We start from the raw sequence: 22,969 nt of genomic DNA on the forward strand, positions 1-22,969 counted from the left end.
ACTCACTCACCCTAGCGGTGAGTGTTCACTCCCCCAAGGAGGACGCATGAACATCACCGTGTTCGGGGCCACCGGCGGAACCGGGCGGCACGTCGTCGCACAGGCGCTCGACGCCGGGCACCAGGTCACCGCCGTCGTCCGGGACGCCGCCCGGCTCACCGTGCCGGCGCGGCCGGGCCTGACCGTCTTCACCGCCCCGCTCGACGACCGCGCGGCCGTGCTGCAGGCCGTCACGGAGGCCGACGCCGTCGTCGATGCGCTCGGGGTGCGCGTGACGGGCCCGACCACCTTCCGCGCCGACACCGCACGCGTCGTCACGGCGGCGATGCGCGACGCGGGCGTGCGCAGGCTCGTGGCGGTGAGCGCGAGCGGCGCGCACACGACGGGTGACAGCCTCCCGATCCGGCTGCTGGTGAAGCCGGTACTGGGGCAGTTCCTCCGGCACCAGTTCGCCGACATGCTGGCCATGGAGGAGGTCGTGCGCGCGAGCGGCCTCGACTGGACGATCGTGCTACCCCCTCAGCTCACCGACCGGCCGGCCACCGGGCGGATCCGCCGCCGTGTCGGGGGCAACGTCCGCGGCTCCTACACGATGACCCGCGAGGACCTCGCCACCGCCGTGCTGCAGGCCATCACCGACGTGGAGGTACGCGGCGCCGCGCTCTCGGTGGCGGGCTGATCCCCCGGTTCGCCGCGCCCGCCACCCACCGGCACGATGTGACCCCGACGGGTGACGATGATCGGAAGGGGCCGAGTGGTGGAGAACGTCGGGGCGGGGCTGACGGGCCGCTACCTGCTGGTGTTGAACGAGGACCTGCTCGGCGACGACGACGCCGCCCGCGCGGTGGTGGAGGAGCTCAGTGGCACGGAGCGGGTCGTGAGCACCCATGACGTCACGACCGCTGTCCATCCGACGCTCTTCTCCGAGCTGGGGGTCGCCGTCGCGGATCTCTCGGCCGAGCAGCTGGCGGCCGCGCGCGCCGACCAGCGGCTGCTGGGCGTGGAGCCGGAGCGGGTGCAGCGCGCGATCGGGCTGTCCGAGGAGTACCTGCGCGGCTTCCGCGACGCGGCGCAGTTCCTGCACTCCCAGGTCTCGGGCACGGTGGCCACCGCGCAGTTCGGCGACACCGACAAGCTCACGTGGGGCCTGCAGGCCACCGGAGTGGCCGACTCCCCCGAGACCGGCGCCGGGATCACCGTCGCGATTCTGGACACCGGGCTCGACCTCGACCACCCCGACTTCGCCGGGCGTGACATCGAGGCCAGGTCGTTCGTCGAGGGCCAGAGCGCGCAGGACGTGCAGGGCCACGGCACGCACGTCACCGGCACGGCGTGCGGCGCCCTCTCCCCCGGCACCGGACCGCGCTACGGGATCGCGCACGAGGCGCGCATCCTCGTCGGCAAGGTCCTCGGGGACGACGGGTCCGGCACCGACGCCGACATCCTCGCCGGCATCAGCTGGGCGATCGCCTCGGGTGCCCGGGTGATCTCGATGTCGCTCGGGGCCGATGTCCGGGAGGTGTCCACGGCCTACGAGACCGTCGGCCGCCGCGCCCTCGCGGCCGGCGCACTGGTCGTGGCCGCCGCCGGCAACAACGCCAGCCGCGGCGCCGGCGATCCCGGCTTCGTGGGCGTGCCGGCCAACAGCCCGTCGATCATGGCCGTCGGCGCGGTGGACAGCGCGCTGGCGATCGCCGACTTCTCGGCCGCGAGCTCGACGGTCGAGGGCGGGCAGGTCGACATCGCGGGACCGGGCGTCGACGTCTATTCGTCGTGGCCGGAGCCGCGGGGCACGAACACGATCTCCGGCACCAGCATGGCGACGCCGCACGTCGCAGGCGTCGCGGCGCTGTGGTCCCAGCGCACGGGGGCCACGGGGCAGCAGCTGTGGACGCAGCTCGTGCAGGCCGCCCAGCGGCTCCCGCTGCCGGCGACTGACGTCGGGTCCGGGTTGGTCAGGGCGCCCGGCGCCTGAGAGGCTGGCGGTATGCCCGAGCAGATCACCGTCTCCGTCGCGGACGACGCGATCGGCCGGATCGACGAGGTCGTCACCGAACTGGAGAACGGCGGGATGCACATCGACCAGGTGCTGCGCCCGATCGGGGTGATCACCGGCTCCGTCGACACGCAGCGCGTGCGTGCCCTCGGCAGCGTGGCCGGTGTCGCCGCCGTGGAGCCGCAGCGGACGGTGCGGCTACCGCCACCGGACTCGGACGTGCAGTAGGCCGGACCCGGGTGCGTCAGGATCCGTCCGCGAGGGCGGCAGCCAGCTCGGCGACCACGCGCTCGGCCGCCGCCCTGCCCGTGGCGATGCAGGCCGGCACGCCCACGCCGTGCAGCGCGGCCCCGGCCACGGCCACGCCCGCAGGCAGACCCTCCTCGATCGCCCGCACCCGGTCCAGGTGGCCGACGCCGTACTGCGGCAGTCCCCCGCCCCACCGCTGGACGTGGGTGGCAACCGGGGCGGCGGTGATGCCGGTGAGCGCGCCGAGGTCGGCTCGGGCGCGGGCGACGAGCTCGGCGTCGTCGACCTGCAGCGTGGCGGCCTCCCCGAACCGCCCCAGCGACGCCCGCAGCCGCACGAGCCCGCCCTCCGCGAGGTGCGCCCACTTGTTCGACGAGTGGGTGAACGCCTTGACGGCGAGTGGCTCGTCCGCGGCGACGAGCACGCCGGACGTGGGTGGGAGCGCGGTGGCGTCCTCGGCGCGGAAAGCCAGCGCGACCACCACCGAGGACGCGAGCTCGATCTCCCCCGCCGCCTTGGCGGCTTCCGGAGCCGCACCGGCGAGCAGGCGGGCCGCCGCCGGGGCGGGGACGGCGAGCACGACGGCGTCCACGTCGAGGACCTCGGGCGCGGTGGTGGGCCCGATGACGAGCCGCCAGCCGCCCTCCCGGCGCCGCAGCTCCCGCACGGTGGTGCACAGCCGAACCTCGGCCGAGGACGCGGCGACGAGCGTGTCCAGCAGCACCCGGTAGCCGCCACGCACCGCACCGAACACGGGCCCACCGGGCCGCGACTCGCCACTCACATCGCGACTCGCCCGCACGGAGACCGCGACTCGCGCACTCCGAGAGCGCGACTCGCGGGCGGCGGAGCCCTGCCCGCCCGCGAGTCGTGGTGTGAGTGCACGCGAGTCGCGGTCTGGGTGTACCTGAGTCGCGGTGTCGGCGGCCGCGGTGAGGGAAGGAGCCCCCGCGTCGAGCGCCGCGGCCAAGGCGGGCACGGTGGCCCGCAGGCCGAGCGTGTCGACGCGGCCTGCGTAAACGCCACCGAGCAGCGGGTCGGCCAGGCGATCGACGATCTCGGCGCCGAAGCGGGCCCGCAGCAGCCCACCGAGCGCCACGTCGCCGCCTTCCTCCCAGTAGAGCGGCAGCTCCGGCTCTACGGTCACCGCGGCGAGCCCGGTGGCGGACAGCAGCCCGTCGAGCCGTGCGGCGCTCGTCGGGACGCCCAGGAGGGTGCCGGGCGGCAGCGGCCCGGTGCGGCCCGCGGCGCGGACGGACGCGGCGGCCCCCGTCGGGTGCACCACCCCGTCGGTCAGCCCGAGCTCCGCGAGCAGCGCGGGCACCTCGGGCCTGCGGGCGAGGAACGCCTCGGCCCCGACGTCGAACGCGACGCCTGCGAAGTCGACGGTGTGCAGTACGCCGCCGATGCGGTCGCGCTGCTCCAGCACCTCGATGCGGGCGTCCGGCCCGAGGAGCGTGCGCAGCCGGTGGGCGGCGGCGAGTCCCGAGATACCGCCGCCGACAACCGCTATGCGGGCGATCACGGCTCCAGCGTGTGCACCAGCTCGACGAGCCGGGTGAGGACGTCCGGATCGGTGTCCGGGAGCACGCCGTGGCCGAGGTTGAACACGTGCCCCGGCGTGCGCCGGCCCTCCGCGACGATCCGGCGGGCCTCCGCTTCGATGGACGCCCGGTCGGCGAACAGTACAGCCGGGTCGAGGTTGCCCTGAACGGCCACGCGACCACCGGTTCGCCGCGACGCCTCGTCGAGGGGCACCCGCCAGTCGACGCCGACGACGTCGGCGCCCGCCTCGGCCATCGCGCCCAGCAGCTCGCCGGTGCCCACCCCGAAGTGGATGCGCGGCACGCCGGCGTCCGCGACACCCTCCAGCACCCGTACGGAGTGCGGCAGGACGTACTCGCGGTAGTCGCGCTCGGACAGCGCCCCCGCCCACGAGTCGAAGAGCTGCACCGCGTCGACGCCCGACGCGACCTGCGCGCGCAGGAAGGTTCCGGTGATCTCGGTGAGCCGGTCCATGAGCGCGTGCCACACGTCCGGCGCCGACCGCATCAGGGCCTTCGTGCGCTCGTGGTTGCGGCTGGGGCCGCCCTCGACGAGGTAGGAGGCGAGGGTGAAGGGGGCGCCCGCGAAGCCGATCAACGGGGTGTCACCCAGCTCGGGGATCAGCAGCCCGATGGCATCGGTGACGGGAACGATCTGCTCGGGGAGCAGCGGCGGGATCCGCTCGACGTCGGCCATCGTGCGGACCGGGTGGGCGACAACCGGCCCGGTGCCAGCGACGATGTCCACACCGACCCCTGCCATGTACAGCGGCACCACGATGTCGCTGAACAGGATCGCGGCGTCGACGCCGTGCCTGCGCACGGGCTGGAGCGTGATCTCGCAGGTGAGGTCAGGGGTGAGGCAGGCCTGGAGAATGCCGGAACCGGCGCGGAGGGCCCGGTACTCCGGCAGCGAGCGCCCGGCCTGACGCATGAACCACACCGGCAGGCGGGACGGCCGGTCCCCGCGCGCCGCGGCGAGGAACGGCGCCGCGGGCAGCTGCCGCCGCGGATGGACGTCGGAGGCGGTCATGACGGTCATGGTGGCGCCATCCTCCCACGCCCCACCACCGCGTCACCGTCGGGCGCCCGACGTCCCACGTCCGGGTTGTCCCACGTGCGGCGCGTCGCGGCTGCGGATCACCGAGAGCGACCTAAAGTCCTCGCTCGTGTCCGACGCGCCCGCCCCACCGCAGGTGTTCCAGCAGGCCGTCGCCTCGCTGCGCGCCGTGCGGCCGCGACCAGAGCTCCTGCTCGCCCCGCTGGACGCGCCACCCCGGCTCGCCCCGTTCACATGGGCGTTCAGCGTGGAGGCCGTGACCGACCCCGACATGCCGGACGGGGACATATCGGAGCCGGATACCAGCGGCCGCCTCATCCTGCTGCACGACCCGGCCGGACAGGACGCATGGGAGGGCACGTTCCGGCTCGTCTGCTTCGTGCAGGCCCGCCTGGAGCCCGAGCAGCTCGGCGACGAGATGCTGCCGGTGGTCGGCTGGTCGTGGCTGACCGAGGCGCTCGAGCTCGCCGAAGCCGAGCACGTCGCGCTCGGCGGCACCGTCACGCAGACGTCCTCGGTGCGCTTCGGCGACATCGCGGGCCCGCGCCGCGACGACGACGTGGAGCTGCGCGCCTCGTGGACCCCTGTGGGCAACGACCTGTCGCGACACGCCGAGGCGTTCTGCTCGCTGGTGGCGTCCGCGGCCGGTCTGCCACCCGTCGGCGTGCTCCCGCTGGCAACTCGTCGAATGTGAAGATGGATGCTCCCACGATCGGGTGATCCTGGGGCTTACCAGCACGTTCGATGCTCCCAGTGATCAATATTGTCACCCGGACGAGTGGATCGGCATCGACAACGCTGTAACTTTCACCCGGAGAAGTTCGATCCGATACACGACGTTAGACCGCTTGGGGGGCTAGGCTTCCTCCACGACACCTCCTCGGGCGGTCGGGCGAGTCGTTCCATCCGACCGGGGGTCTGGTGCCGGTCGGGGGGCAACGACCGACTCCAGGGAGGTAGTGACGTGGCCGTTGTGGGCCAAGGCGCGCCGATGCGCGGCGCTGCGGGGCATCCACCCGCCCATGCTGTGCTGTCGCCCGCGATGGTCCCGCATCCGCGGGAAGAGCTGTTCTCGGTGCTGGTGGTCGACGACCACCCGCTGCTGCGCGAGGCGATCGCCGCACGCTTGCGCTCGATGGGCGCCGGCACGGTGTACGAGGCCGCCTCGGTAGCGGAGGCGCGCGCTCGGGCGCACGCCAACGGGCCGTGCGACCTCGCGATCCTCGATCTGGGCCTGCCCGACGGCAGTGGGCTGGACCTGGTCACCGAGCTGCGGTCGCTGGGCTGGAACCGTCTCGTCGTGCTCGCCTCGTCGGACGACCCGTACGCGGTGCGTTCGGCGTTCCAGGCGGGCGCGCAGGCGTACCTGCTCAAGTCGGCGTCGGCGGCGATCGTCACCGACGGCGTCAAGCGGGTGCTGGACGGCGGCGTGTACGCCGACCCGACCGTGGCACCGCTGCTCGCCACCGGCACCCGGGTACCGGGCACCGACAACACCCCGCGCGAGCTCTCGGCGCGCGAGGTGGAGGTGCTGCAGCTCGTGGCGGACGGGCAGTCCAACAAGGAGATCGGCGAGGCGTTGAGCCTGTCGGCGCTCACGGTGAAGAGCCATCTGTCGCGCATCGGGCGCAAGCTCGGCACCGGTGACCGCGCCCAGATGGTCGCGCTTGCGATGCGTGCCGGGGTCATCCGCTGACAGGAGAAGCACTCTCGGGTGATGACCCGGACGCATCCGCGCCGGTCCCGCTGCTGCGGCCGGTCGATGGGCTGCCTCCGGTCATCTCCGATCGCACTGCGCTCGACCACACCGCTGCCGCCTTCGCGGGCGGCAGCGGGCCCATCGCCGTCGACGCCGAACGGGCGTCAGGGTTCCGGTACTCGCAGCGCGCGTACCTCGTCCAGTTGCGGCGCGAGGGCGCGGGCACGGCGCTGATCGACCCGATCCCGCTCGGCGGTGACCTGTCGCCGCTCGCGCCCGCCATCACAGGGCCCGAGTGGGTGCTGCACGCCGCCAGCCAGGATCTCTCCTGCCTGGCCGAGGTGGGGCTCGCCCCGTCCCGGCTGTTCGACACCGAGCTGGCCGGTCGGCTCGCGGGGCTCCCCCGCGTCGGGCTCGGCCCGCTCGTGGAGCAGCTGCTGGGGCTCTCGCTGGAGAAGGGGCACGGCGCGGCCGACTGGTCCCGTCGCCCGCTCCCGGAGGACTGGCTCGTCTACGCCGCGCTCGACGTCGAGGTGCTCGTCGAGTTGCGCAACGTACTGGCGAGGGAGCTGGCCGAGCAGGGCAAGCTCGAGTGGGCGGCCCAGGAGTTCGAGGCCGTCCGCACCGCCCCGCCGCCCACACCACGCGCCGAGCCGTGGCGGCGCCTGTCCGGGGTCCACAAGCTGCGCAAGCCGCGGCTGCTCGCCGCCGCCCGCGCGCTGTGGGAGGCCCGCGACCGGCTCGCCGCCGATCGTGACATCGCACCGGGACGGGTGCTGCCCGACAGCGCGATCGTCGCGGCGGCGGCCGCCGAGCCCGCCTCCGCGCAGGCGCTCGCCGGCATGCCGACGTTCCGCGGCCGCGCACAGCGCCGTCTCACGTCGTACTGGTTCGGGGCCCTGGAAAAGGCGTACGCGCTCGACCCCGCCGAGTACCCCCGCTCCGCCCCGCTCCCTGACGGGCCGCCGCCGGTCTCCCGGTGGGCCGACCGCGACCCGGACGCCGCCACCCGCCTGACGGCCGCCCGCGCCGCCGTGGCCGAGGTGAGCGAGCAGTGGAACGTCCCGGTGGAGAACCTGCTGCAACCCGATCTGCTGCGGCGCCTGTGCTGGAGCCCGCCCGCCGACGGCGACGTCCGCGCCACCCTGCGCGCGGGGGGCGCGCGGGAGTGGCAGATCGACCTCCTCGCGGGTGAGCTGGAGAAGGCCATGGCGGCGCGCTGAGCCCGCTCGCACACCAACTTCTGCCCTCGTACACCAACTGCAGTTGGTGTGTCGGCACCGAAGTCGGTGTGTGACCGGCTATCAGCGGGCTGGGAGCTCCACCGTCACCGTGAGGCCGCCGCCCCGCACCGGCTCGGCCCACACGCGGCCGCCGTGGGCCTGCACGACGGCCCGCACGATCGAGAGCCCCAGCCCCGAGCCGGGGGTGTCGGCGGTGCGGGCCACGGGGCCGCGGCGGAACGGCTCGAACAGCTCCGCCACGCGCTCGCCCGGGATCTCCGCACCGCTGGACGAGACCTGCAGCCGGGTCAGCCCCTCTGCTGTGCCCGTGCACACCTCCAGCCAGCCGCCCGCCACGTTGTGGCGCACCGCGTTCTCCACGAGGTTGCCGGCCACGCGTTCGAGCAACACCGGGTCGCCCCGGGTCGGGGCTGGGGCGGTCTTGACCTGGACCCGCAGCCCGCGTCGCCCGGCCTCCGCACGCACGGCCGCGAGCGCCGGAACGGTGACGTCGGCGAGGTCGACCGGGCTCACCTCGGCGAGCTCCGCGCCCTCGGTGCGGGCGAGCAGCAGCAGGCCCGCGATGAGGTCGTCGGCGCGGCGGGTGGCTTCGCGCACGACGCTCGCCATCCGGCGCAGCTCCTCGGCGTCGGCATCGGGGTCGGAGAGGGTGACGTCCACCTCGGTGCGCAGCACCGACAGCGGGGTGCGCAGCTCGTGGCTCGCGTTGGCGACGAACCGGCGCTGCGCGTCGAACGCCGCTTGCAGCCGGTCGAGCATCGCGTCGAAGCCCGCGGCCAGCTCGGCGACCTCGCCGCGGGCGTCCTGGAGGCCGATGCGGGTGTCCAGTGACTCGACGGTGAGCCGCCGCGCCGTTGCCGTGACGGCGTGCAGCGGGCCGAGCACCCTGCCGACGAGCACCCAGGACACCACCGCGGCCGCGATGACGACGAGCGGGAACGCGATCAACCCGGCGCGCAGCACGTCGGCGCGGGCGGCGGCGCCGATGGCCTCGTTGAGCCGCTCGGCCGGCACGCTGACGTTGCCGACACGCACGGTGGTGCCCGCCGGGAGCGACGGCACGCTCCGCGCCACACCACCGACGAGCAGCCAGCCGAGCCACAGCAGGAGCCCGCTGACCACCGCGACCACGGCCGTGCAGAGGACGGTGAGCCGCGGCCGCAGGCCCACCCCGCGGCGCCGAGGCGGCAACCGGGCGGGTTCTGGTGGCGGCGGCGCGGGGCGGGCCGCCTGCGGAGGCGGCCGGCCCGCGGTGCGGGTCGGGGACGGCGCGGGCTCGGCCACGGTCGGCGTCCCTCCTCCGCCTATCCTGCCGCGGGTACTCGGTAGCCTGCGCCGACCACGGTCTCGATCAGACCCGGGTCGCCGAGCTTCTTGCGCAGGGTCATCACGGTGACCCGCACGGTGGTGGTGAACGGGTCGGCGTTCTCGTCCCAGACGCGTTCGAGGAGCTCCTCGCTGCTCACCACGGCGCCACCGGCGCCCAGCAGCACCTCCAGAACGCCGAACTCCTTGCGGGTGAGCTCGACGGGCCGGTCGGCCCGGTGCACGGTGCGCCGCGCCGGGTCGAGCGCGACGTCGCCCGCCACGAGCATCGGCGGCACGGCGGGCGTGGCCCGGCGGCCGAGCGCCCGGCAGCGCGCCACGAGCTCGGGGAAGTCGAACGGCTTGGCGAGGTAGTCGTCGGCGCCGCGGGAGAGGCCGTCGACCTTGTCGGCGAGGGTGCCGCTCGCCGTCAGCATCAGCACCCGCGTGGTGGAAGCAGACTTGACGATCTCGTCGCACAGCCGGTCGCCGGACATTCCCGGCAGGTCCCTGTCCAGCACCACGACGTCGTAGCGGGTGATCAGCGCCTTCTCGTGGCCGCTGTCGCCGTCGTAGGCGACGTCGACGGCCATGCCCTCCCGGCGCAGGCCGCGCGCCACGGCGTCGGCAAGCGCCCGCTCGTCCTCGACGACCAGAACCCGCATCAGCGAGCCTCCTCCGACGGTGCGGGCTCCCCCGCGATCGATCCTGCCCCGGCCGGCAGCACCGGAAGCGCCGCCGCCCACTCGGTGACGCGGCGGGCCACGTCCTGCGCGGTGAGCCCGGCGGAGTGGAGCACGTCGGCCCTGCTGCCGTGGTCGAGGAAGCGTTGTGGGAGCGCGAGATCGCGCAGCGGGACGTCGCACTCCGCGTCACGCAACGCCGCCGCCACCGCGGAGCCGAACCCGCCGTGGCGGCCGCAGTCGCTGACGGTGACGACGAGGCGGTGGTCGCGAGCGAGGTCGACCAGCGGGCCGGGGACCGGCAGCACCCACCGCGGGTCGACCACGGTGACGGACACGCCCTGTTGCTCCAGCCGCCGCGCCGCAGCGACGCCGAGCTCCCCGAACGCGCCCGCGCACGCCAGCAGCACCGAGGGCTCGTCGGCCGTGGACTCGTGCAGCACGTCGACACCACCGACCCGGCGCAGCGCGGGCACCGACTCGATGACCGCGCCCTTGGGGAAGCGGATCGCGGTCGGCCCGTCCTCGACCGCGACGGCCTCGGCCAGCTCCTCGCGCAGCGTGGCGGTGTCGCGCGGGGCGGCCACCCGCATGCCGGGTACGACGCCGAGCAGCGACAGGTCCCACATGCCGTTGTGCGACGGCCCGTCGTTGCCGGTGACGCCGGCCCGGTCCAGCACGAGCGTGATGCCCTTGCCGTGCAGGGCGACGTCCATCAGGAGCTGGTCGAAGGCCCGGTTGAGGAAGGTCGAGTAGACGGCGACGACCGGGTGCAGCCCGCTCATCGCAAGGCCTGCAGCGGAGGTGAGCGCGTGCTGCTCGGCGATGCCGACGTCGATGCAGCGCTCCGGGAACGCCCGCTGGAACGGCGCGAGGCCGGTGGGCCCGAGCATCGCGGCGGTGATGGCGACGACGTCCGGCCTGCGGGCACCGAGCGCGACGAGCTCCTCGGCGAACACGCTCGTCCACCCGACCGACGGCGGCCCGGTCGGGAGCCCGGTCTCCGGGTCGAACGCGGCCGGGCTGTGCATCTGCTCGGCCTCGTCGTTCTCGGCGGGCGGGTAGCCGCGCCCCTTCTGCGTGACGGCGTGGACGATGACCGGCCCGCCGAAGTGCCGGGCGCGGCGCAACGCCGACTCCATCGCCGCGATGTCGTGCCCGTCGACCGGCCCGAAGTACTTGAGGCCGAGGTCGGAGAACAGGGCCTGCGGGCTCAGGGCGTCCTTGACGCCCGCCTTGAGCGCGTGCAGCCCCGCGTAGATCGGAGCCCCGACCACGGGGGTGCGCGACAGCGCCTGCTTGCCCGCCTCCAGCACGCGCTCGTAGCCGGGCTGCAGGCGGAGCGTGGCGAGGCGGTCGGCGACGCCGCCGATGGTGGGGGCGTAGGAGCGACCGTTGTCGTTGACGACGATCACGACGTTGCGGTCCTTGCCCGCCGCGATGTTGTTGAGCGCCTCCCAGGCCATCCCCCCGGTGAGGGCGCCGTCGCCGATCACCGCGACGACATGGCGCTCCTGGGCGGTGAGCGCATAGCCGCGGGCGATGCCGTCGGCCCATGACAGCGACGTGGAGGCGTGGCTGTTCTCGACGTGGTCGTGCTCGCTCTCCGCGCGGCACGGGTAGCCGGACAGGCCCCCGGTCTTCTTGAGCGACTCCCAGCCGTCGTGGCGGCCCGTGAGCATCTTGTGGACGTACGCCTGGTGTCCGGTGTCCCAGACCAGCGTGTCGCGGGGCGAGTCGAAGACCCGGTGCAGCGCGATGGTCAGCTCGACGACGCCGAGGTTGGGGCCGAGGTGCCCGCCGGTGCGGGACACCGATGCCACCAGCTCCTCGCGGATCTCGGCGGCCAGGGCGGGGAGCTGATCGGCTCCGAGCCGTTTGAGGTCTGCCGGGCCACGGACGGATCGCAACACGGTCACCGGGCCAGCTTACGGAAGCCCGAGGATCTCGCGCGCCCGCACGTGTGGGAGTGATCGTTGCGAGACCACGCCCAGCGCCCGCGGCGGGGCGATTCGGCCCATCTCGGACGGATCACAGCCCGTTGATCGTTCCGAAATCCGCGTCAGCGCCCTCCCGAGGGCGCTCAGGACCTCAGATCGATCAACGTGCTCATGAGGGCCACCCGTGGTCGTGATCGGCAGTTCGGCGCATTCCCGGTCAAATCCGGCCTGCCGTGTCGGGCAGCCGGATCGCCGATTTCGAGGGCCCGGCCACCTCATCGTCGGTGTGATCACCGGATCGGTGCATGGCCGGCCATATACGGCCGTGGAGGCGCCCATCTGCTGATCTTCGTGGCTGTTGCGGGCAGGTCGGTTCCCGTGATCATCAGTTGGGTGCACGGCCGACCGTATTTGACCGTTTTCGCGCCGACGCCTTGATCATGTCCGCCAGACCGCCTCCGGTGGCGCCGCGCGCCCTACCGGGCAGGCCTCTGGCCTGCCCGCTTTGCTTGCCCGGAGGGAGAGCTACCCCGCCGCCGTCCGCGGAGCCGGGATCTGCACCGGCCCCGCGATCCGCACCAGGTTCCGCCCACCGCGCTTCGCCGCGTACAGGTTGGCGTCGGCGACCTTGAGCACCTGGTCGAGCGTGGTGCCGTCCACGGGCACGGAGGCCCCACCGACCGAGACGCTCAGGCCGGTGATCGTGAGGTTGCCGTCGGGCGTGCAGACCGGGACGTCGAGCTCCGCCACGAGCCGTCGCAGCCGTTCGGCCACCGAACGCACCTCGGCGCGGCCGAGCGCCCCTGTCGGCAGGTCCGCCAGCAGCACCACGAACTCCTCGCCGCCGAACCGGCCCACGACGTCGCACTCGCGCACGCCCGCACGCAACTCCCCCGCGACCGCCGCCAGCACGTCGTCGCCCGCGAGGTGCCCGTGCGCGTCGTTGACCAGTTTGAAGTGGTCCAGGTCGAGGATGAGCACGGCGGCTGCCGCCTGCGCCCGCTGGGCCCTGCGCAGCGCGCGTGCCGCCTCGGCCTGCCACGCGGCCGAGTTGAGCAGGCCGGTCTTCGCGTCGGTGCTCGCCGCCTCCTCGAGGTGGCGCACCAGCACGGCGCGGTGCAGCACGAGGATCGGCGGCAGCACGAGCGCCACCAGCCACGGCGTCGATCCGATCGCGACGGCGGCGAGCCCACCCATGCAGAGCGTGGCCACCTCGAGCGCGTTGTCGTCGAGGCGCCCGACGAGCGCCCGCACACCGGGCCACTCGCTCGTCAGTGCGATGACCCCGGCCACGAGCAGGGTGTTGACGACGACGTAGAGCAGCACCGCCACCGCGATGCCCGCGACGCCCGCGACGTCGTCTGGAGTGCCCGGGAGCCCGCCCGCATGTTCCACGGCGGCGTGCGCCGCGCCGGCGGCCAGCACCACGGTTGCGGTCGTGTAGATGTGCCGGTGCAGCGGTACCTTCGCGGGCCGCCACACCCGCCGCCACAGGTGCAGGTACACGGCCGCGATCACCGCAGCCGCGACGGTGGGCGGCAGCAGCAGCGCGGCAGCGAAGGTCCAGACCGAGCTGAGATCGAAGTACGACGTCTCGGCGGCCCGGCGACGGATCCGCTCGATACCGGTGGCGAGCTCGGTGTGCACCACGCTCAGCAACGTCAGGAACGCGGCCAGCGCGAGCGTCTCACCGGTCAGCGCGGCGCGGGCGGGCACCGCGAGATGACTGACGACGGAGACGACGGCCGCCGCCTCGACGGCGAGGATGAGCACGACCGCCCTGCCCGGCAGCCGCCAGAGCTCCCATCCGGCGGGGTCGCGGTGACCTGCCGGGCTACGCGAATGCGACGGCTCCTCCACGCCCGCCCCCTCCCTTGCCGCGACCGCCAGGTGCCTCAGGGCGAGGCTAGTGAGGAGTGCAGGGCATGTCAGGAGGACTGTGATCGCACATGGGGGTGGTCCTCTGCAACCACTCCGTCACTCTCCGTCCACCATCCAGTCGGTGCCCGGAGCGGGCTCACCACCTTGGCGGGACGCGACGGGAGGCACCGAGCCCGGTGGCGTACCCATGCGAACGACGTTGCGACCTGCCCGCTTTGCCGCGTACAGCGCGGTGTCGGCGATCTGGAGCAGGGTGCGCAGATCGGCACCCTCGGCGGGCGCGACCGCGACCCCGATCGAGACGGTGAGCCCGGATACGGTGAGCGGGCCGTCCGGTGTGGGGATCTCCACCCGCAGAGTGGCCACCCGGCCGCGGATGCGCTCGGCCACCGCCTCCAGCTCGCCGACCGCGCCTGCGGCCGGTCCGGCGAGCAGCACCACGAACTCCTCGCCGCCGAACCGGCCGACGAGGTCTCGCTCACGGACCTCGGCGCGCACGGCTCCGGCCACAGCGGCGAGGACCTGGTCGCCCGCGAGGTGGCCGTGCGTGTCGTTGACCGCCTTGAAGTGGTCGAGGTCCAGCACCAGCACCCCGCGCGGGCCGTCGGCCGGGCTGTCGCGCTGCAGCAACCGCTCCGCCTGCGCGTGCCACGCCACGGCGTTCAGCAGGCCGGTCTTGCCATCGATGCTCGCGGCCTCCTCCAGGTGCCGCACGAGCACGGCCCGGTGCAGCACCACGAGCGGCGGAAGGGCGAGCAGCACGAGCCACGGGTTGACGACGAGCGCCACCGCGGTGAGCGCGCCGAGCGACAGGGTGGCGAACTCGAGGAGGTTGTCGTCCCAGCGGCCGAGCACGCGGGCCAGATCGGGCTGCGGGGCGCTCATCGCGATGGCGCCTGCGACGAGCCCGGTGTTGATCGTGGTGTAGACGAGCAAGGCGAGCGTGATGCCGGGGATGCCGGCAGCCGCCAGCGGCTCCGGCCCTGAGCCGAGGAAGCCGACGACGACGGCGGCACCGAGGCAGGCGAGCACGATCGTGGCCGCGCTGTAGACGCTGCGGTAGAGCGGTACGCGCGGCCGCCCGGTGCGCACCCACACGTGCAGGTGCACCGCCACGGCCACCGCCGCCGCGCACACCGGCGGCAACACGAGGGCACCCGCGAACGTCCAGACCGAGCTGAGGTTGGCGTGGTTGCCGACCATCACGCGCCTGCGGACCCGCTCGACGCCGATGGCGATCTCCGTGTGCAGGATCCCCAGCCCGACGAGCACTGCGGCCTGCAACAACTGGAGCGCGTGCGGCACCGGCATCCGCACGGAGACGGCGATCACCAGCCCGATCGCCGTGGCCTCGACCAAGAGCACCGACAGCGTGAGCCGGTGGGACAGCTCCCACAGGGGCCACCGCCGGATCGTCCAGGCACGGACCGGCCGAACCCCGGGACGTGCTCCCTCGGGATGTGCGGACATCAGCGCTCTCGGTCGAGTCCTCGGCGTCGCCACCGAGCGTAGTGGAGGACCCTCGTCATGTCACCCACTCGGGCCGTTCACCGGCTCGTCCCGTGACACAGTGAGACGAGGCGATGGTGCGGATCGCACTATTCGGCCACCTCGCCGCGCCACTGCACACCTGAATGCAGTACCGGCCTGCAGCGTCTGGAACACATTCCGGCCGCGAGCACAAAACGTGCAGATCCGCGGCTTTCGCAATTCGATCAGGCCACCGCCGGAGCTCGAGATCGGAGAGGAGGCACCCGCGATGCGCAACCGCGACTGGACCTGATCACGAGGAACCCGATGAGCGCCGTCAGTCCTTCATGCGTGCGCGCTCGCCGGCCCCGCGGCCGGCGAGCGGCGCGGACAGGAGTTGCGCGGACGACGGCATCGAGGACGCCACCGCGACCCGCACGGTGTTGCGGCCTGCCCGTTTGGCCTCGTAGAGGGCGGTGTCCGCGGTCTGCAGCAAAGCCGCGATATCGCTGCCGCGTACCGACGCCACCGCACCACCGATCGAGACGGTCAGGCCGGTGATCACCAGCGGCCCGCGCAAGGTGGGCACCTCGAGCCGCAGATCCGCGACGTGTGCCCTGATCCGCTCGGCCACCACCTCGAGCTCGACGGACTCGAGCTCGACCGACCGGGCACCGGACGCCGCGCGCCTCGGCAGCACCACGAACTCCTCGCCGCCCATCCGGCCGACGAGGTCATGGGCGCGCACGACGCTGCGCAGCGCATCCGCGACCGCCGCCAGCACGTGGTCGCCGACGGCGTGACCGTGCGTGTCGTTGACCGCCTTGAAGTGGTCGAGGTCGAGCATCAGCACGCCGCCCGCGCGCTCGGCGCCATCCGTGCCGGCGAGAACCCGTTCCGCCTCCGCGACCCATGTGGCCGCGTTGAGGAGCCCGGTCTTGCCGTCCATGCTGGCCGCCGCCTCGAGCGGCCGGATCAGCGCCGCCCGCAGCACGACGTGCAGCGGGAGCAGCATCAGCAGGACCAGCACGGGGTTCAGCGCGATCGCGATCGCGGTCAGCGCGCCCATGCACAGCATGCCGACCTCGAGGAGGTTCTCGTCCGGCGGACCGAACAGCGCGGCCGGGCCCGCCCGCGGAACGCTGATCGCCACGACGGCGGCGATGAGCCCCGAGTTGACCGCCATGAACAGGACCATCGCGGCGACCACCAGCCACAGCGGCTCGTGCGCGGTGCCGGCGGACTCGATGAGGGCTCCGACGGCGATGCAGGAGAGCACCACCGTGGCGACGCTGAACAGCTGGCGGTGCAGCGGCACCCATTGGCGCCAGGCGCGCGCCCACAGGTGCAGCATGATCACCGTTGCGACCACGGCGGCGTGGGGCCCCGGCAGCACGAGCGCGGCGGCGAACGTCCACACCGAGCTGAGGTCGACGTGGGATGCGCCCCCCAGCCGCCTCCGTTCCCGCTCCACGCCGACGGCCATCTCGCTGTAGGCGATCCCCAGCACGCAGAGGGCGCCACCCGCCCACAGCTCCGTCGCGGCCGGAACGCCCCCGTTCACGAGCCCTGCGGCGAGCAGTGCGACCGCGACCACCTCGACGAGCAGCACGGCGCACAGCAGGAGCCGCGGCAGGCGCCACACCGGCCAGCGGTGCGGGGCGCGAGCCCCCGGGCGCGCCGGTTCACCGGAGAGGAGTCGTCGCTCCGGCACCATCGTGCTCCCCGGGTGTGTCGGCGGCAGTACGGAGCGTAATGCAGGCGCACAAGGAAGCGGCGGGTTTCGCGCGTCAGTCTCCGGCGTTGCTGTGGAGCGTGGGTGGCTCGACCGCGGTCGGCGGGTTCGGTCGCGCGTTCACCGGCAGCAGCGCGGGCCGGGTGGACGTCGCATTGCCCATCCGCACCGCGTTGCGCCCCGCCCCCTTGGCCGCGTACAGCGCGCGGTCGGCGACCTCGAGGAGGTCACGCAGCTCCGCGCCACCGTCCGGCATCACCGCGCACCCGACGGAGACGCTCAACCCGCGCACCGTCAGCGGCCCGTCCGGGGTGGGGATCTCGACGCGCAGGTCCGCGACGCGCCTGCGGATCCGCTCGGCCACCGCTTCGATCTCCGCGGAGCCCCTTCCGCCCAGTCCCGCCAGCATCACGACGAACTCCTCGCCGCCGAACCGCCCGACGAGGTCGCGCTCCCTCACCTCGTCGCGCAGCACGTCGGCGACCGCGGTCAGCACGTGGTCGCCCGCGAGGTGGCCGTGGGTGTCGTTGACGGCCTTGAAGTGGTCCAGGTCCAGCACCAACACGCCGGGCGGCCCGTCGCGGCGCTTCGTGCGCTGCAACGCGCGCTCGGCCTGCACGTGCCATGCGGCAGCGTTGAGCAGGCCGGTCTTGCCGTCGAGGCTCGCGGCCTCCTCCAGCTGCCGGACGAGGACCGCCCGGTGCAGCACCAGCAGCGGGGGCAGGCAGAACAGCGCGAGCCACGGATTGGTCAGGTACGCCATCGCGACGAGCGCGCCGAGGGAGAGCGTCGCGATCTCCAGGAGGTTCTCGCTCCACACCCCGACCATCTGCGAGAGCCGGGCGTGCGGGGTACTGACGGCGATCGCGCCCGCCACCAGCGCGCTGTTGATCGTCAGGAAGGCGAGCATGCCGAAGCAGAGCACCAGCAGCGCGCGCGAGTCGAGCAGGTCGATCCGCTGCTGGGCGAAGACGTAGGACATCAGCGACGACGCCGCGAACGCCGAGATCATCATCGTGGCGCTGTTGAACACCTGGCGGTAGAGCGGTGCACGACGGTACGCGGCGCGGTACCAGATGTGGGAGTGCACGAGGACCGTGACCACTGCCGCGTACCCGGGCGACAGCAGGATCGCGGCCATGAAGAACCAGACCGAACCGAGGTCGACGTGCAGTTCCTCGCCAGTGATCCGCCGCCGCATCCGTTCGACGTCCCGCGCGATCTCGGTGTGGACGACCCCGAGCACGCAGATGAGGACCGCCGTGCGGATCTCACGGGATTCCGGCACGGTCGTGAGGACCCCGAAGACCATCAGCGCGAGCGCGGTGAGCTCCACCGTGAACACGGGGGCGACGAGCCGGCGGGGCACCTCCCACAGGTCCCAGCCGGCGACCCAGCGTCGGACACCGGCGCTGGGGCCGCGCCCGCCGGGGCGCGCTCCGGGTTCTGCTGACATACGTACTTCCGCTCGATGCTGGAGGCACGAACCTAGTACAGGTGGCTGCCGGTGTCAGCCTTCCTGTCCGCTCCGTCACCAGGAGATCGCGCTGCGCTGCATTCGCCCGCCGGATGGCGGCACGAGCTGGGCCGTTCGGCGCTATCGGGTGAAGCAGAACGCCCAAGCTCAGCGATACCGAGCACCATCCCTCGTCAGACATGCGACCGTGTTTGACGCTTGAGCCGGCCCGGGCGTCGGGACGCTGCTCCGACCCCCACACCCCACGCACAGAAGGGAACCCCCATGCGCGGCAAGAACTGGTGACCACCCACCCACCACACACCACCCACAGAAAGGAACCCCCATGCGCGGCAAGAACTGGTGACCACCCACCCACCACACACCACCCACAGAAAGGAACCCCCATGCGCGGCAAGAACTGGTGACCACCCACCCACCACACACCACCCACAGAAAGGAACCCCCATGCGCGGCAAGAACTGGTGACCACCCACCCACCACACACCACCCACAGAAAGGAACCCCCATGCGCGGCAAGAACTGGTGACCACCCACCCACCACACACCACCCACAGAAAGGAACCCCCATGCGCGGCAAGAACTGGTGACCACCCACCCACCACACACCACCCACAGAAAGGAACCCCCATGCGCGGCAAGAACTGGTGACCACCCACCCACCACACACCACCCACAGAAAGGAACCCCCATGCGCGGCAAGAACTGGTGACGCGGAGGCGTTATCCGAAGTCGGCGGGTCAGCCGCGGTTCAGGATCGCGGACCCGGTCGCGGCGTCGGCGCCACGATTGGCGCGATGCCAGGCCACGGCACCGCCTGCCGACAACACCGCCCCGAGCACTCCGGCCCCTGCGACAGCGGTGGCGGGATCCGACGCATCGGCGAGCAGGCCTCCGACGAGCACCGCGACCCCCTGGGCCGCGATGATCCCGGATGCCGCGACGCCGATCGCGCGGCCGCGGCCCCCGTCCGGGGTGGCACGGACGAAGCTCGCCTGCGTCTGCAGCAGATAAGCGGTGGAGAGCATCCCGGACACCGCCCACAGGAGGAGGGTGAGCGGGACGCCCGGGCGCAGGATGCAGAGCGCCAGTGGGACTCCGGCCGCAACGGCCATGAGCCCGACGAGCCGTGCCCTCTTCTCGGCGGGGACGAAGCGCACGAACAGCCATGCCCCGAGCACGCTGCCGAGCGGGTCGGCCGCCATGAGCAGGCCGACGACGGCCGGGCCTGCGCCGAGCTGGTCGGCGTACGGGGCTGCGAGCGCCTCGGGCACGACGTACCAGCCCACGAGCCAGGCGAGCACCACGAGCGCGCGGCGCCGCCGGTCGGTGGCGATCTCGGCGAGCCCTGCGGCGATGCCGCGGAGCCCTGCGATGGCGTGCTCGGATCCGGGCTCGGGAACGGGTGCCGCCCGATCGGCCACACCGATCCGGACGACGACCGCCGACAGCGCGAAAGAGACGGCGTTGCCGAGAAGCGCGACCGCGGGACTCACGGCGGCGACGAGCAGGCCACCGGCGGCGAAGCCGACGAGCTGCGCGGTCTGGCTGGTGATCTGCCGGACGGCGAGGCCGCGCTCGTAGAGCTCGCCGTCGAGTACCTCGGGGTAGAGCGCGCCCTGTGCGGCGGTGTGGGGTGAGCCCAGCAGCACGACGGCCACGAGGACGGCGCACAGTGCCCACAGGGGCAGGTCGGGGATGGCCATCACGCCGACGAGCACGGTGCGGGCGACGTCGCAGACGATCATGACCTCGCGACGCCGGTAGCGGTCGGCGAGCCCGGACAGCAGCACGCCGCCGAGCAGCGCGGGGAGGAAGGTCAGCGCGTAGGCGACGGCCGCCCACAGGGCCGATCCGGTGCGGCCGTACACGAGGACCGCGAGGGCGACCCTCGCGAGCTGGTCGCCCGCGATCGAGAACAGCTCGGCTGCCCACAGCACCCGGAATTCGGGCACGCGGAACACCGCGCCGAGTCCGCTACCCGCCATGCGGTCGTTCCCCCCTCGACCCCGTGCCGGCTGTTTCGATGTACCCACGGTAAATGATCATGCGCGCTGCGTGTCGCTCGACCGGCATGCTGCCCGGTGTCACCCGCTGGTCGCAACAGCGCCTCCGCTCCGTCACCCGCTGGGCCACCCGAGGGCACGACGAGGGGCCTTCCTGTCACGGAGAGCGACGAGCAGGGCCGCAACGCGCGAGATCGACGTGATGGGTGTCGCCCTGCCGACGGACACACATGCCGTCGACATGATCATGCCGACCACACGACGCTCAGCTGCACGGGCTTCCCGGTTGCACGAACCGGAGCGCGACCGCCTGCCCGTCGAGGAGCACCCCACCGGACGGCGCGGACCAGACCGCGAGCCGCCCGTCCGAGCGCCCGAAGTAGACGACGGGCCCGGAGAGGTCCATCGGCTGCCCCACGTACGAGTAGGACCGGGCCATCGGCACGACGCAGGCGAGGCGCGGCTGCAGCGCGAACAGCGGGCTCGGGAGGCCACTCGCATCCACCTGAGCGCGATGCCGCACGTTGTCCAACGTCGCATCGGTGACGATCACGACGATCAATGCCGTGAACGGCACCACGAGCAGGGCGACCAGCCACCGGTGGACGCCGAGTCGGTGGCCGACAACGCCCCATGCCACGCCCAGGTAGATGCCGAGCAGAGCGATGGCAACCGTGCTGGCGCCCCATGCCCATTGCGACCAGAAGGAGATCTGCACGTCGGTCCGGCCGAGTCCAAACGAACCCAGATACAGCTCGAAGAGCACGTCGCCGACGAACACGGCGATGCCTCCGGCCACCAACGGGAGACCCCAGCCCAGCGCCGCCAACCATCGCGCTGTCCCGATGCTGAGTACGAACAGGGGGAGCGAGGCGATCAAGATCACCGCCATCGCCACCATCCCGACACCCGGGATGCTTCGGATCAGCCAGTCCGCGCCGTTGACGACTCCGACACCCGTCAGCACGGCCACGCTGGGCGCGAGCGCGGCAACGAGCGGAAGGCACCGTTCGCGGATCGGCCACGACCGGCGCCAACCGATCAACATCCCCGCCGCGCCCGGGAGCAACGGCAGGCCGAACACCGCGCCGAGCAGCAGCGGATCGACTTCGGGGAAGAGCACCGGGAGTGTCGGCCACCCGTCAGGGCCGATCGCTCCCAGCCATCGGCCGGACAGGAGGACAACGAGCGGTATGCCGAACGGAAACCCCAGTACCAGGCCGGCCCGCCGCCGGGCCTGCTGCCGAGGATCGACAGCGCCAGGCACGACATACCGCCCCTGCGGCAGGCCCCAGAGCCGAACCACGTGGTCGGCTCGCCGCTGCACGTCCTGCGGATCGTCCGCGCCGTCGGGGCCGACCAGCATCAGGTGCGGCCGCCCGCCATCCATGAGGTGCAGCACCGGCCCCGGCTCGACCTGCGGAGCACCGTCGAGGAGCGCCTCGAGTCGCGCGTCCGGTATCTCGGCCGCCAACCGCGCGTACAACGCGTTCGCGGCGTCCTGTCGCGCCTTGGCCAGTCGCCCGTTCGCAACCTGCACGAACTCCGCACGGCGGGTACCGGGAATCGGCCGGCCGCCGTGGGCCCTCGCCACCGCGGGGTCGACGACGGCGAGCCCTCGGAACACGTGCCGGCCCACCAACCGATCTCGGAGCCGTCGCCGACCCATCATCCCCCCACCAACGGGCACTTCGATCCGTTCCTGTCAGGCGAGCGTGCCGCTCGTGGACGAGTCGGGGGTTATCAGGCGGGCACGTGCTCGCCGTGGCCCGCCGCGCGAAGGGCGGACCGCAGCTTCTCGGCCTGTGCCTCCTGCTCCTGCGCCTCCACCGACGGCGCCGCGTTCGCGAAGTCGAAGGCGGCCATGTCCCATGCGGGGAACACGTGGATGTGCAGGTGTGGCACCTCGAAGCCGGCGACGATCAGGCCGACCCGCGGCGGCTGCCACACCTCGCGCACGGCCGCACCGACGGAGTGCGAGACGGAGGTGAGGTGCGCGAGCAGGTCCGGCTCGGCGTCGACCCAGTGGTCGACCTCCGCGCGGGGTACCACGAGCGTGTGACCGGGGCCGAGCGGATTGATCGACAGGAAACCGACCGCCCGGTCGTCCGACCAGACGAATCGTCCGGGCAGCTCGCCGTCGATGATCCGGGTGAACAGGGTGCTCATTGTCGGCAAGAGTATCGACGTCCGCACTACGCTCGGAGGCCATGGTCCGGACCATCGCCACCAACACCGCCGTCGACCGCGACGCGCTGATCGATTTCATGCGCTGCCGCCACAAGATGATCCTGCTCACGCCCCGGAAGGACGGTGGCTGGCAGGGCTCGCCGGTCACCGCCGGCGTCGACGCGGAGGGCCGCATCGTGATCGCCACCTACCCGGAGCGGGCGAAGGCGGTGAACGTCGCGCGGAACGGGAAGGCCTCGGTCATCGTGCTGTCCGACGACTTCGGCGGCGCCTGGGTGCAGGTCGACGGCGACGCCGAGCTGCTCACGCTGCCCGAGGCCGTCGAACCGCTCGTCGACTACTTCCGCTGCATCTCCGGCGAGCACCCCGACTGGGACGAGTACCGGCGGGCGATGCAGGAGCAGGGCAAGGCGTTGATCAGGGTCACCCCGACGCGCTGGAGCCCGGTCGCCACGGGCGGATTCCCCGCGCGCCTCGCCTGACTCGCCCC

At 72.9% G+C, this 22,969-nt stretch carries 19 protein-coding genes; 7 read left to right on the forward strand and 12 right to left on the reverse strand.

Going from position 1 to position 22,969, the window contains the following annotated elements; translation table 11 throughout:
- Positions 1-46: 46 nt before the first annotated feature.
- The 3 genes from K1T35_RS33405 to K1T35_RS33415 all read left to right on the forward strand — a co-directional run bounded on the left by K1T35_RS33405 (position 47) and on the right by K1T35_RS33415 (position 2,224).
- Positions 47-679: an NAD(P)-dependent oxidoreductase gene (locus tag K1T35_RS33405; protein WP_220255749.1), complete on the forward strand. Its 633-nt coding sequence runs from the start codon at positions 47-49 to the stop codon at positions 677-679.
- 78 nt (positions 680-757) lie between these two features.
- Entirely contained in the window at positions 758-1,975 is a 1,218-nt protein-coding gene (locus K1T35_RS33410; protein WP_255621020.1) for a S8 family serine peptidase, read from the forward strand.
- Positions 1,976-1,987: 12 nt separating this feature from the next.
- Positions 1,988-2,224: a hypothetical protein gene (locus tag K1T35_RS33415; protein ID WP_220255751.1), complete on the forward strand. Its 237-nt coding sequence runs from the start codon at positions 1,988-1,990 to the stop codon at positions 2,222-2,224.
- A gap of 16 nt (positions 2,225-2,240) precedes the next feature.
- On the opposite strand, the gene hemG is transcribed toward K1T35_RS33415, so the two are convergent.
- Complete coding sequence (gene hemG / locus K1T35_RS33420) at positions 2,241-3,770, reverse strand: protoporphyrinogen oxidase (protein WP_255621021.1); 1,530 nt, start codon at positions 3,768-3,770, stop codon at positions 2,241-2,243.
- Complete coding sequence (gene hemE, locus K1T35_RS33425; protein WP_370645181.1) at positions 3,767-4,822, reverse strand: uroporphyrinogen decarboxylase; 1,056 nt, start codon at positions 4,820-4,822, stop codon at positions 3,767-3,769. The genes hemG and hemE overlap by 4 nt, the downstream gene beginning before the upstream one ends.
- A gap of 136 nt (positions 4,823-4,958) precedes the next feature.
- On the opposite strand from hemE, the gene K1T35_RS33430 reads away from it, so the two are divergent.
- The 3 genes from K1T35_RS33430 to K1T35_RS33440 all read left to right on the forward strand — a co-directional run bounded on the left by K1T35_RS33430 (position 4,959) and on the right by K1T35_RS33440 (position 7,771).
- Positions 4,959-5,543 carry a DUF3000 domain-containing protein gene (locus K1T35_RS33430; RefSeq protein WP_255621022.1) on the forward strand — a complete coding sequence of 195 codons (585 nt, stop codon included), beginning with the start codon at positions 4,959-4,961 and terminating at the stop codon, positions 5,541-5,543.
- Between the two features lie 270 nt (positions 5,544-5,813).
- Positions 5,814-6,545 (forward strand): LuxR C-terminal-related transcriptional regulator, encoded by a 732-nt coding sequence (locus tag K1T35_RS33435; RefSeq protein WP_370645182.1) that lies wholly within the window; start codon positions 5,814-5,816, stop codon positions 6,543-6,545.
- A complete protein-coding gene (locus tag K1T35_RS33440) occupies positions 6,542-7,771 on the forward strand; it encodes an HRDC domain-containing protein (protein WP_220263017.1) in 1,230 nt (409 codons plus the stop codon). Before K1T35_RS33435 ends, K1T35_RS33440 begins: the two co-directional genes overlap by 4 nt.
- 81 nt (positions 7,772-7,852) lie before the next feature.
- Here the strand turns inward: K1T35_RS33440 and K1T35_RS33445 are convergent, their stop codons facing one another.
- The 10 genes from K1T35_RS33445 to K1T35_RS33490 all read right to left on the reverse strand — a co-directional run bounded on the left by K1T35_RS33445 (position 7,853) and on the right by K1T35_RS33490 (position 22,458).
- Positions 7,853-8,983, reverse strand: a complete 1,131-nt coding sequence (locus tag K1T35_RS33445) for a cell wall metabolism sensor histidine kinase WalK (RefSeq protein WP_220263018.1) — start codon at positions 8,981-8,983, stop codon at positions 7,853-7,855.
- A 113-nt stretch (positions 8,984-9,096) separates the two neighbouring features.
- Positions 9,097-9,762 (reverse strand): response regulator transcription factor, encoded by a 666-nt coding sequence (locus K1T35_RS33450; protein WP_220255753.1) that lies wholly within the window; start codon positions 9,760-9,762, stop codon positions 9,097-9,099.
- Positions 9,762-11,699: a 1-deoxy-D-xylulose-5-phosphate synthase gene (gene dxs, locus K1T35_RS33455; RefSeq protein ID WP_220255754.1), complete on the reverse strand. Its 1,938-nt coding sequence runs from the start codon at positions 11,697-11,699 to the stop codon at positions 9,762-9,764. The genes K1T35_RS33450 and dxs overlap by 1 nt, the downstream gene beginning before the upstream one ends.
- Before the next feature lie 546 nt (positions 11,700-12,245).
- On the reverse strand, positions 12,246-13,580 hold the full coding sequence (locus K1T35_RS33460) for a GGDEF domain-containing protein (protein WP_220255755.1): 1,335 nt from the start codon (positions 13,578-13,580) through the stop codon (positions 12,246-12,248).
- 117 nt (positions 13,581-13,697) lie between these two features.
- Positions 13,698-15,071, reverse strand: a complete 1,374-nt coding sequence (locus K1T35_RS33465) for a GGDEF domain-containing protein (protein ID WP_255621023.1) — start codon at positions 15,069-15,071, stop codon at positions 13,698-13,700.
- Between the two features lie 337 nt (positions 15,072-15,408).
- Complete coding sequence (locus K1T35_RS33470) at positions 15,409-16,785, reverse strand: GGDEF domain-containing protein (protein WP_220255756.1); 1,377 nt, start codon at positions 16,783-16,785, stop codon at positions 15,409-15,411.
- Positions 16,786-16,861: 76 nt separating this feature from the next.
- Positions 16,862-18,262 (reverse strand): sensor domain-containing diguanylate cyclase, encoded by a 1,401-nt coding sequence (locus tag K1T35_RS33475; protein ID WP_220255757.1) that lies wholly within the window; start codon positions 18,260-18,262, stop codon positions 16,862-16,864.
- Between the two features lie 761 nt (positions 18,263-19,023).
- Complete coding sequence (locus K1T35_RS33480; RefSeq protein ID WP_220255758.1) at positions 19,024-20,271, reverse strand: MFS transporter; 1,248 nt, start codon at positions 20,269-20,271, stop codon at positions 19,024-19,026.
- Positions 20,272-20,554: 283 nt separating this feature from the next.
- A complete protein-coding gene (locus K1T35_RS33485; protein WP_220255759.1) occupies positions 20,555-21,928 on the reverse strand; it encodes a hypothetical protein in 1,374 nt (457 codons plus the stop codon).
- Positions 21,929-22,032: 104 nt separating this feature from the next.
- Positions 22,033-22,458 carry an HIT family protein gene (locus K1T35_RS33490; RefSeq protein ID WP_220255760.1) on the reverse strand — a complete coding sequence of 142 codons (426 nt, stop codon included), beginning with the start codon at positions 22,456-22,458 and terminating at the stop codon, positions 22,033-22,035.
- Positions 22,459-22,499: 41 nt separating this feature from the next.
- Between K1T35_RS33490 and K1T35_RS33495 the strand changes: the two genes are divergently transcribed.
- Complete coding sequence (locus K1T35_RS33495; RefSeq protein WP_220255761.1) at positions 22,500-22,961, forward strand: PPOX class F420-dependent oxidoreductase; 462 nt, start codon at positions 22,500-22,502, stop codon at positions 22,959-22,961.
- Positions 22,962-22,969: the final 8 nt, after the last annotated feature.

Origin of the sequence: Pseudonocardia sp. DSM 110487 (genome assembly GCF_019468565.1) — a bacterium.
Taxonomy (GTDB): Bacteria; Actinomycetota; Actinomycetes; order Mycobacteriales; family Pseudonocardiaceae; genus Pseudonocardia.

Excerpts from the sequence above, each read along its gene's own strand:
- K1T35_RS33405 (WP_220255749.1), top strand. The coding sequence starts at position 47 with ATGAACATCACCGTGTTCGGGGCCACCGGCGGAACCGGGCGGCACGTC.
- K1T35_RS33415 (WP_220255751.1), top strand. The coding sequence starts at position 1,988 with ATGCCCGAGCAGATCACCGTCTCCGTCGCGGACGACGCGATCGGCCGG.
- hemE (WP_370645181.1), bottom strand. The coding sequence starts at position 4,822 with ATGACCGCCTCCGACGTCCATCCGCGGCGGCAGCTGCCCGCGGCGCCG.
- K1T35_RS33450 (WP_220255753.1), bottom strand. The coding sequence starts at position 9,762 with ATGCGGGTTCTGGTCGTCGAGGACGAGCGGGCGCTTGCCGACGCCGTG.
- K1T35_RS33465 (WP_255621023.1), bottom strand. The coding sequence starts at position 15,071 with ATGTCCGCACATCCCGAGGGAGCACGTCCCGGGGTTCGGCCGGTCCGT.
- K1T35_RS33475 (WP_220255757.1), bottom strand. The coding sequence starts at position 18,262 with ATGTCAGCAGAACCCGGAGCGCGCCCCGGCGGGCGCGGCCCCAGCGCC.
- K1T35_RS33480 (WP_220255758.1), bottom strand. The coding sequence starts at position 20,271 with ATGGCGGGTAGCGGACTCGGCGCGGTGTTCCGCGTGCCCGAATTCCGG.
- K1T35_RS33490 (WP_220255760.1), bottom strand. The coding sequence starts at position 22,458 with ATGAGCACCCTGTTCACCCGGATCATCGACGGCGAGCTGCCCGGACGA.
- K1T35_RS33495 (WP_220255761.1), top strand. The coding sequence starts at position 22,500 with ATGGTCCGGACCATCGCCACCAACACCGCCGTCGACCGCGACGCGCTG.